We start from the raw sequence: 9,097 nt of genomic DNA, 5'->3' as shown, positions 1-9,097 counted from the left end.
TGCAGTTCCACCCGGAAGTCACCCACACCACGCAGGGCGCGCGCATCTACTCGCGCTTCGCCCACGAAATCTGCGGCTGCGGCAACGCCTGGACCGCCGACAACATCATTCACGACGCGATCGACAAGGTGCGCGCCCAGGTCGGCAACGGCCGCGTGCTGCTGGGCCTGTCCGGCGGCGTCGATTCATCGGTGGTCGCCGCGATGCTGCACAAGGCGATCGGCGACCAGCTGACCTGCGTGTTCGTCGACCACGGCTTGCTGCGCCATCACGAAGGCGATCAGGTCATGCAGATCTTCGCCAAGAACCTGGGCGTGAAGGTCATCCGAGTCGACGCCGAAGCACGCTTTCTCGGCGCGCTGAAAGGCGTGTCCGACCCCGAAGCCAAGCGCAAGATCATCGGCCGGCTGTTCGTCGAAGTGTTCGACGAAGAGGCGCACAAGATCACGGGCGTAGATTTCTTGGCGCAGGGAACCATCTATCCCGACGTGATCGAGTCCGCCGGTGCCAAGACCGGCAAGGCGCACTTGATCAAGAGCCACCACAACGTCGGCGGCTTGCCCGAGCACATGAAGATGAAGCTCGTCGAGCCGCTGCGCGAGCTGTTCAAGGACGAGGTGCGCAAGATCGGTGTCGAACTCGGCCTGCCGCGCGACATGGTCTACCGCCACCCGTTCCCGGGCCCCGGCCTCGGCGTCCGCATCCTCGGCGAAGTGACCAAGGAGGCGGCGGATACCCTGCGCATTGCCGACTACATCTTCATCGAAGAACTGCGCGCCGCCGGCTGGTACGACAAGACCTCGCAGGCCTTCGCGGTGTTCCTGCCGGTGAAGTCTGTTGGCGTCACCGGCGATGGCCGCCGCTACGCCCCGGTGATCGCGATCCGCGCCGTCGAAACCATCGACTTCATGACCGCCCGCTGGGCGCGGCTGCCGTATGAGCTGCTCGAAAAGGTCAGCCTTCGGATCGTCAACGAGATCAACGGTGTGTCGAGAGTGGTCTACGACATCTCCGGCAAGCCGCCGGCGACGATCGAGTGGGAGTGACAGGCCCGCAGTTCTAGGCCGTACCAGACGACATTCCTGGAACGCAGCGGTTCACGGCGCTGAACATGCGGGGCTGGCGGTACCGCGTTGCGCCAGCCGGAAGATCGGCAGCGCCAGCACCGATGTTGCCGCCAGCACCACGAAGGCGAGGCCGAAATGCTGGCCCGCGCCGACCACGGCGTTGGCCATGGCCGGGCTGAGTGCCGCGCCGACGCCCTGCAGCGTCATGACGAAACCCAGCGCGGTGTTGAAGCGGCCGCTGCCACGCGTGTAGCGCTGCACCAAGAGCGGCGTGGCTACCCCGAGCGCGCCGGCGGCCAGGCCATCGAGTATCTGCACTGGGATATTGTTCCATTCGCTGGCGAACGCGTAGGCGAGTGCGCCGCGCAGGGGCAGCACGAGGATGGCGGCATACACGAACCAGGCAACGTCGTAGCGGCGGCTGCGCGCAACCCATAGAGCCACCGGAATCATCGTGAGCTGGGCGACGACGATCGCGATGCCAGTCCACAGCAGTGGCGCCGAATCGGCGACGGTGGCGGCCAGTCGCTGGTTCAGCAGCGGCAGCATTGCGGCATTACCAAGGTGGAAAAAGGCGCAGGCCAGCGCGAAGAACAGCAGAGGGCGGTTGCGGAAGAGGCTGACGATCGGCGCGTGCCCCTGTCCGTCGATCTCGGCAGGCCTTGCATCTTGCGGCTCGTCGCCGCGCGCAGCTTCGTGGTCGATTTCGGCGGCGCGGATGGCCCACGCTGAGAGCAGCGCGCCCACCGTCAAAGCCGCCATCACCGCCAGCATCCACGGTGCGCCGAACAGGTGCGCTGCCAGCCCCGCGCCGACCGCCGAGATCATGTTGCCGGCGTGGCTGAAGGCCTCGTTGCGCCCGGTCTGCTGCTTGAAGCCTGCGGATCTGGCGAGGCCCAGGGTCAGCGCAGCCATCGTGGCGGCGAGCACCGCGCCGGCGACACCGGTGACGATCTGTGACGCGATCAGCATCGACGCCGACAGCGTGGTGAAGGCGATCGCGCTGGCGGCGAGCACGGCGAGGGCCGCGACCACCGTCATCGCGCGCTTGGCGCTGGAGCTGTCAACCCACGCCCCGGCGAACGGCGTCATGGCCACGGCGGCCAGGCCGCCGGCGGTCATGGTGTAGCCGATCAACTCCTGCTGAACACGGTGTTCCTGCAGGTAGGTCGCCAGGAATGGCCCCAGTCCATCGCGCACGTCGGCCATGAAAAACGCCAGCCAGGTCAGCGCCAGCAGGGACGTCGATCGATGGCGCATCGCTGGGCTGCGTCAGTGCGCGGATTCGACTGACTTGCCGTTGACGCGCCGCGCCTCGATCACCCGGCCATTGCCGGTCACTAGAGGCCGCGCAATCCCTTCAGCCTTCACTGGGTCGCCGATCTTCAGCCCCAGCCTGGCGAGTCCTTCGGGCTTGGTGTGTATGAAGTCCCCGTTATCGAGCACCACGCCGTTGGCGGCACCGTGCTTCGCGTAGTTGTAGCGGATCACCTTACCGCTGGCTTCTTCGCTTGCGGCCGATACCTTCGGCGGCTTGCCGTCGATCGAGGCCAGGCGTTTGAAAACGTAGACCCAGTGCGCTGGCTCGCCTTTGGGCGACGGGCCGGGGTCGCTGCCTTCGATCACCAGCGCCTGGCCAATGCGCAGCGCGGCGAATTGCTCGGTGACAGACAGGTCGTGCGGATCGGTGACGAACTGCGTCGACACGCCGTCGGTCTCGATCAGCACGCCTTCGATGGCGCCCTTCGGGCTGTAGATCAGGTGCTGGAAACGGCCTTCGACCGACCAGACGTCGGCTTCGTGATGGGGATGCGGCATGGCTTGCTCTCCGTGAAAAGTGTTGAAGAAATGAATCAGGGGGCGGCTGGCGTCGGCGTCAACCGTTCTCCGCGCGGACCGCGCGGCAAACCGAACGATGGCGATGGACGCAGCTGCGCAAAGGCGCAGGAACCGAACGTCATGAAGACGGCGCAGGCGGCAAGACGGAAATGAATGGGCATGGGGCACTCCTGGCGGACGAGCCTGACGGATCAAGCGCCGTGCCCGCCTTGGATACCTGTCAACTCAAGGGTTTGTATCGGCGCCTCGACGCCTCGACGCATGAGCTGCGGACACCCCGATGTCCGCTATCCGGACGCTTCAGCCCAGCCGCAACAGGAGCGCCGTTGCGGCGCAGACCAGCAGGAACGGAATGCTGATCTTGTGGAACTCGCGCAGCCCCTTGGGCAGCGCGGCGAGCCGCAGCGCGATCAGGTTGGCCAGCGAGCCGAGCACGCAGCCGAAGCCCCCCACGCTGACACCGGCGGCCAGCGCCGGCAGGTCGCGCACCGGGCCGTCGAGCAGGATCGCCGCCGGCACGTTGCTGATCACCTGCGACGTGGCGATCGCGGCGAGGTAGGCGCGCCAGCCCTCGGCGATCGGCCATTGCTTCAGCTGTGCTGCGATGGCGGGCAACTCGGCCAGTTGGCGCAGGTCGACGAACATCAGCGCAATGATCGCCAGCAAGGCCCAGTCGACGCCGCGCAGCACGCGCGGATGGAGCAGCAGAAACGCGCCGAACACCAGGCCCAGGCCGGCCAGCAGCCAGTGCTGATCGAGCGCTACGACGAAGGCAACGAACAGCAGGCCCGCCAGGCTCAGCAAGCGCGGCTGCACTGTTGCCGCTTCGGCGGCAGGCTTGAGCGTGATCGGCGTGCGCGGCACCAGCAGCCACACCGCCACCAGCAGCCAGAACAGCATGACCGCCACCGTCGGCGCCATCATCGCCATGAAGCCCAGGAAGCTGTCACCCGAGCGGTGCCAGAGATAGAGGTTCTGCGGATTGCCGATCGGCGTGAGCGCGGAGCCGGCGTTGACCGCCAGCGCCTCGAGGACCACCAGCCGGGCCAGCGGCAAATGGGCTTGGGTCGCCAGCACGCGGGTCAGCGGTACCAGCAGGAACAGACTCACGTCGTTGGTGACCAGCGCCGACAGCAGGGCCGCTCCCGCGGTCAGCAACAAGGCGAGGCTGCGCAGATCGGTGACCTTGCCGAGCAGCCGCTGCGCGGTCGCCTGCAGCATGCCGCTCCGCTCCACACCCTGGGTGATGACCAGCAGGCCGGCCAGTGCGCCGACGGTTTGCCAGTCGACCAGCTTCAGATAATCCAGCGGCGCACGCGGACGGAAGAAGGCGAAGACGATCGCCACCGCGACCAGCACCCAGAGCAGGCCATTGCCGCCGGTTTCTCCGGCTGGGGCTGCATCGTTGGAAGGGGCGGGGCGGGCGCTTGCAGTGTCGGACATGCGTAGGGGAATCAGTCGAGGCCGTACTGCGCCATCTTGCGATAGAGCAGCTGGCGGTGGATGCCGAGACGGCGTGCGGTTCCGGCGCGATTGCCTCCGGTCCGGGTCAGGGCATGGGCGATCAGCAGCAAGCAGCCTGCCGGAGGCCTGCCAGATGCCACCTTCAACGTGGGTGCTTCGATCAGCACCCGTTGCAGCAGCACCTGCAGCAGATCGAGCTGAGGCTGGGCCTGCGTGGCATCGGGCATCGACTTGGCATAACGCTGACGCCCCATGGTGATGGGGCGAAAGGTTACGCGATGTACCCGGTCAAAGACGCGGAAGCAGGTTCGGCTTGACGGATAAGGACGGGAGGCACCAGCCGGATGCCGCACAGGCGCCCGAGGCCCAGCATTTCGATCGGGAAGCGGTTGAACGATGGTTCGACAGGCTGCGATGGCCGCCGGTCCTGATCAGCTACATCGGAGAAAGTCCAAGCGGTTCATCCGCGACCTGCGCGGTCCGAATTCGAAAGCAAGCTGCGGAGTGCTGCGCCATCGGCCGCTGCCTAAAGTGCCGCCATCGCTCAAGATGAGCGCTGGAGAGCTCTGATGAACAAGTCGAAGGAAATCGAAATGCTGGCTGCGACGACGGTCCGCGATCCGCGCTGGTCGCAGGTCCAGGCCCGTGATGCGGCGGCCGATGGCCAATTCTTCTATTCGGTGCGGACCACCGGCGTCTATTGCCGGCCGTCTTGCGCGGCGCGCCCGGCGCGGCCGGAGAACGTCGCATTTCATCTGACTGTAGCGGCAGCCGAAGCGGCCGGTTTCCGGCCCTGCAAGCGCTGCAAGCCGGATCAGCCGCCGCTGGCCGAACAGCATGCCGAGCTGATCGCCACCTTGTGCCGCGTCATCGAGCGCGCGGAGGTAACGCCGACCCTGGAAGCGCTGGCCGCGCAGGCGGCGATGAGCAGCTTCCATCTGCATCGCGTGTTCAAAGCGGTGACCGGGTTGACGCCGCGCGCCTACGCAGCAGCCCATCGCGCCAAGCGGGTGCGCAGCGAATTGAACCGGGTGGGCTCATCGGTGACCGATGCGATCTACGACGCCGGCTACAACTCCAATGGCCGCTTCTACGCCGAAGCCGACGGCATGCTCGGCATGACGCCGAGCGATTACCGCGCCGGCGGCACCAACACCGAAATCCGCTTCGCGATCGCTCAGTGCACGCTCGGCGCGATCCTGGTGGCGGCGAGTGCGCGCGGCGTCTGCGCGATCCTGATGGGCGACGATCCCGATGCGCTGGCTCGCGATCTGCAGGATCGCTTTCCGAAGGCGAGCTTGATCGGTGCCGATGCCGCGTTCGAAGCGACGGTGGCCCAGGTCGTCGGCCTCGTCGAAGCGCCGAGAGTGGGGCATGACCTGCCGCTCGATGTCCGCGGCACGGCGTTCCAGCAAAGAGTCTGGCAAGCCTTGCGAGAAATCCCGGCTGGCGAAACCGCAAGCTATGCCGAGGTCGCCCGCCGCATCGGCGCGCCGACGTCGATGCGCGCCGTCGCCCAGGCTTGCGGTGCGAATGCGCTGGCGGTGGCGATTCCCTGCCATAGGGTTGTGCGCAGCGATGGCGCCTTGTCCGGCTATCGCTGGGGCGTCGAGCGCAAGCGCGTGCTGCTCGATCGCGAAGCGCAGCCATGACCGATGTCGCAGCCATCGACTGGCCGCGCGTGCTCGCCGATCTGGACGCGCACGGCGCGGCGGTGATCGCAGGCCTGCTTGATCCCGAGCAATGCCGCGCGATGGCCGCCCGCTATGGCGATGCGCAAGGCTTCCGCAGCCGCGTGGTGATGCAGCGCCATGGCTACGGCCAGGGCGAGTACCGCTACTTCGACTATCCGCTGCCCGATCTGGTCGCCAGCCTGCGCACGGCGATCTATCCGCAACTGGCGCCGATCGCCAATCGCTGGAACGAGCGGATGAATATCGACACCCGCTATCCGGCGACGCACGCGGACTACCTCGCGCGCTGCCACACCGCCGGCCAGACAAGGTCTACGCCCTTGCTGCTGAAGTACGGCCCGGGCGACTACAACTGTCTGCATCAGGACCTGTACGGCGAGCAGGTGTTTCCGCTGCAACTGGCGGTGCTGCTGTCCGAGCCAGGACAGGACTTCAGCGGCGGCGAGTTCGTGCTCACGGAGCAGCGGCCGCGCATGCAGTCACGGCCGGAGGTCGTGCCGCTGAAGCAGGGAGATGCGGTGATCTTCGCGGTGCATCACCGGCCGGTGGCCGGCTCGCGCGGCAGTTATCGCGTGAACCTTCGCCACGGCGTCAGCCGTATCCGTTCAGGGCTGCGCCACACGCTCGGCATCATCTTTCACGACGCGGCCTGATGCAGACGCTGGCGCTCTTTGACGAGCCAGAAATTTCTCGAGAACCGAAGCAGATCACTGACGGCGCGATGCTGTTGCCGGGCTTCGCGCTGGCGGTTGATCGTGAGTTGCTCGAAGCCGTTGAGCGGATCGTCACCGCCGCGCCGTTCCGTCATCTGCAGACGCCGGGCGGCCTGACGATGTCGGTGGCGATGAGCAACTGCGGCCACCAGGGCTGGGTGTCGGATCGTCGCGGCTATCGCTACGAAGCCTGTGATCCGTTGAGTGGCCAGCCGTGGCCAGCGATGCCTGAGACCTTCGCGGCACTCGCGAACGCAGCGGCGACAGCGGCTGGCTTCGACGACTTCAGTCCCGACGCCTGCCTGATCAATCGCTATCTGCCCGGCGCGAAGATGTCGCTGCATCAGGATCGGGACGAGCGTGATCTATCAGCGCCGATCGTGTCGGTATCGCTCGGCCTGCCGGCGGTGTTCCAGTTTGGCGGGACGTCGCGGAAAGATGCAGTGCAACGTGTGCCGCTGAGGCACGGTGATGTCGTGGTCTGGGGCGGCGCTGCGCGATTGCGCTTTCATGGCGTGCTGAGCTTGAAGGCGGGCCAGCACGCCTTGCTTGGCGAGCGGCGGATCAACCTGACCTTTCGGCGCGCCCGCTGAGCGTCATCGCTGGAGATCAACCATCGCCTGCGCCAGGGCCTCGACGGTCAGCGGCGCCGAGCCCTCGGCCTTGTTGCTGATCGTCACATAAGCCTTGTGGCCGGCCTTCGTGGTGGCGGCGATCACCTTGACCAGCGCCGCCCGGGTTTCGAGATCGGGATCAACGAGCTTGTCGTACGGCGCGTAGAGCTGTTTCGCTTCCTCGTAACCGAACGCGCCATGCACCCGGTGCAGGTTCCAGCGGCAGACGAGGGGACGCGGCCACAGCGCACGCAGCATCGGCAACTGCTCGGCGATCGGCGGCATCTTCGCGTGCAGGCCCAGGCAGTAGGTGGCGCCGGCATCGCGCAGCAGGTTGGCGAGACGCATTGCATACGGTGGCTGCAGGAACAGCGGATCGCGCACTTCGACAGCGACCACGGCATCCGGCGCTACTGGCAGCAAGGAGGGCAAGGCGGCGAGCATCGTCGCCAGCTGATCGAGTACCCGATCGAGCCGCTTCAGCCAGGCTTCCGGCAATGGACTTAGCTGGAACACCAGCGCGCCGAGCTTGTGCCCGAGCCCGGCCAGCGCCGGTTCGACGAACTCGCGAACCGCCAGCTCCGGGTCGAGGAAGTTGCGGTTCATGGTCATGCCGCGGCCAGTCTCGTCGCGGACCAGCGCATCGCTGACCAGGCTCGGCGCCTTGATGACGAAGCGGAAATCGTCCGGCACCTGCAAGGCATAGCTCGTGTACTGGCTGACCGTCAGCGGCCGGTAGAACGCACGATCGACGCTGACCGCACGCATCAGCGGGTGCTGCGAGTAGGCACGCAGGCCTTCCTTCGACAGCTTCGCGTCCGGGTAGTCCTCGGCCCAGATCAGCCCGGTCCAGCCCGGATAGGTCCACGACGAAGTGCCGAGATGCAGCGTCTTCGGCAAGGCTGCGGTCAGCGCCTGATGCTCGGGACGCGGCGCTGCGGGTTGCACCGAGGTCGACGCCTTTCGCCGTGGTGCCGGTGCGGGCGGAGGCGGAGCTTCTGGGAACAGAGAATCTTGCATGGTCTGAATGTTAGTTCTTGGCGCTGCGTCGATGTCATGCTTCGCGCCCCATGGATTGCCCGCACTACACCGCCAACCGCTGCCGCTCCTGTACCGAGCTGGAGCGGCCGTACGCCGACCAGTTGGCGGCCAAGCAGGCGCATTGCCAATCCTTGCTTGCGGATCACGTCGGGCTGGACTGGCTGCCGCCGGTCGCGAGTGCCGAGGCCGGCTTCCGCAACAAGGCGAAGATGGTGGTCAGCGGCACGGCGCTGCAGCCGATCCTCGGCATTCGCGACGCGGTCGGGCAGGGTGTCGATCTGTCCGATTGCCCGCTGTATCCGCCGTCCATGCAGGCCTGCTTCCCGGCGCTCAGCGCTTTCATCGTCCGCGCCACGCTCGATCCCTACGATCTCGCCAGCCGCCGCGGCGAGCTGAAATTCGTGCTGCTGACCGAGGCTGACGATGGCTCGCTGATGCTGCGCTTCGTGCTCCGTTCTGAAGCGACCGTCGCCCGCATCCTCAAGCATCTGGCCTCGCTGCTGCAGGCCTTGCCGCAGCTCGCCGTGGTCTCGGTGAACCTGCAGCCCGAGCACAAGGCGGTGCTCGAAGGCGAGCGCGAAATTCTGCTCAGCGAAGCGTCGCGGCTGAGTATCGGCGTCAACGACATCACGCTGCATCTGCGCCCGCAGAGCTTCTTTCAGACC

The 9,097-nt window shown here is 66.5% G+C and carries 8 protein-coding genes and 2 pseudogenes; 5 read left to right on the top strand and 5 right to left on the bottom strand.

All coding sequences use genetic code 11. The features are described 5' to 3' along the window. A partial coding sequence (gene guaA / locus QZY06_RS12160) for a glutamine-hydrolyzing GMP synthase (protein WP_295684659.1) occupies window positions 1-1,046 on the top strand: 1,046 nt, incomplete at its 5' end. A gap of 51 nt (window positions 1,047-1,097) precedes the next feature. Here guaA and QZY06_RS12155 read toward each other — a convergent pair. The 4 genes and pseudogenes from QZY06_RS12155 to QZY06_RS22215 all read right to left on the bottom strand — a co-directional run. Beyond that, a complete protein-coding gene (locus QZY06_RS12155) occupies window positions 1,098-2,327 on the bottom strand; it encodes an MFS transporter (protein WP_295684657.1) in 1,230 nt (409 codons plus the stop codon). Window positions 2,328-2,339: 12 nt separating this feature from the next. Beyond that, window positions 2,340-2,885 carry a hypothetical protein gene (locus QZY06_RS12150; RefSeq protein ID WP_295684655.1) on the bottom strand — a complete coding sequence of 182 codons (546 nt, stop codon included), beginning with the start codon at window positions 2,883-2,885 and terminating at the stop codon, window positions 2,340-2,342. Between the two features lie 321 nt (window positions 2,886-3,206). Then, the gene (locus tag QZY06_RS12145) at window positions 3,207-4,349 is read right to left on the bottom strand and encodes an SLC13 family permease (protein ID WP_295684653.1); all 1,143 of its coding nucleotides are present in this window, start codon (window positions 4,347-4,349) and stop codon (window positions 3,207-3,209) included. Window positions 4,350-4,360: 11 nt separating this feature from the next. After that, window positions 4,361-4,477, bottom strand: a pseudogene (locus QZY06_RS22215) (helix-turn-helix domain-containing protein); the annotation flags it as partial. Between the two features lie 462 nt (window positions 4,478-4,939). Between QZY06_RS22215 and ada the strand changes: the two are divergent. The 3 genes from ada to alkB are packed head-to-tail and all read left to right on the top strand — an operon-like array spanning window position 4,940 to window position 7,370. Beyond that, on the top strand, window positions 4,940-6,022 hold the full coding sequence (gene ada / locus QZY06_RS12135; RefSeq protein WP_295684650.1) for a bifunctional DNA-binding transcriptional regulator/O6-methylguanine-DNA methyltransferase Ada: 1,083 nt from the start codon (window positions 4,940-4,942) through the stop codon (window positions 6,020-6,022). After that, on the top strand, window positions 6,019-6,717 hold the full coding sequence (locus QZY06_RS12130) for a 2OG-Fe(II) oxygenase (RefSeq protein ID WP_295684648.1): 699 nt from the start codon (window positions 6,019-6,021) through the stop codon (window positions 6,715-6,717). Before ada ends, QZY06_RS12130 begins: the two co-directional genes overlap by 4 nt. Continuing rightward, window positions 6,717-7,370, top strand: coding sequence for a DNA oxidative demethylase AlkB (gene alkB / locus QZY06_RS12125; protein ID WP_295684646.1), 654 nt, complete (start codon window positions 6,717-6,719; stop codon window positions 7,368-7,370). Before QZY06_RS12130 ends, alkB begins: the two co-directional genes overlap by 1 nt. Before the next feature lie 3 nt (window positions 7,371-7,373). Here alkB and QZY06_RS12120 read toward each other — a convergent pair whose 3' ends face one another. After that, window positions 7,374-8,411: a DUF72 domain-containing protein gene (locus QZY06_RS12120; RefSeq protein ID WP_367275625.1), complete on the bottom strand. Its 1,038-nt coding sequence runs from the start codon at window positions 8,409-8,411 to the stop codon at window positions 7,374-7,376. 50 nt (window positions 8,412-8,461) lie between these two features. Here QZY06_RS12120 and QZY06_RS12115 point away from each other — a divergent pair. Beyond that, a pseudogene (locus tag QZY06_RS12115) lies at window positions 8,462-9,097 on the top strand (23S rRNA (uracil(747)-C(5))-methyltransferase); the annotation flags it as partial.

The organism is uncultured Nevskia sp. (assembly GCF_903885465.1).
Taxonomy (GTDB): domain Bacteria; phylum Pseudomonadota; class Gammaproteobacteria; order Nevskiales; family Nevskiaceae; genus Nevskia.
This window is presented reverse-complemented; position numbering and strand designations above follow the sequence as displayed.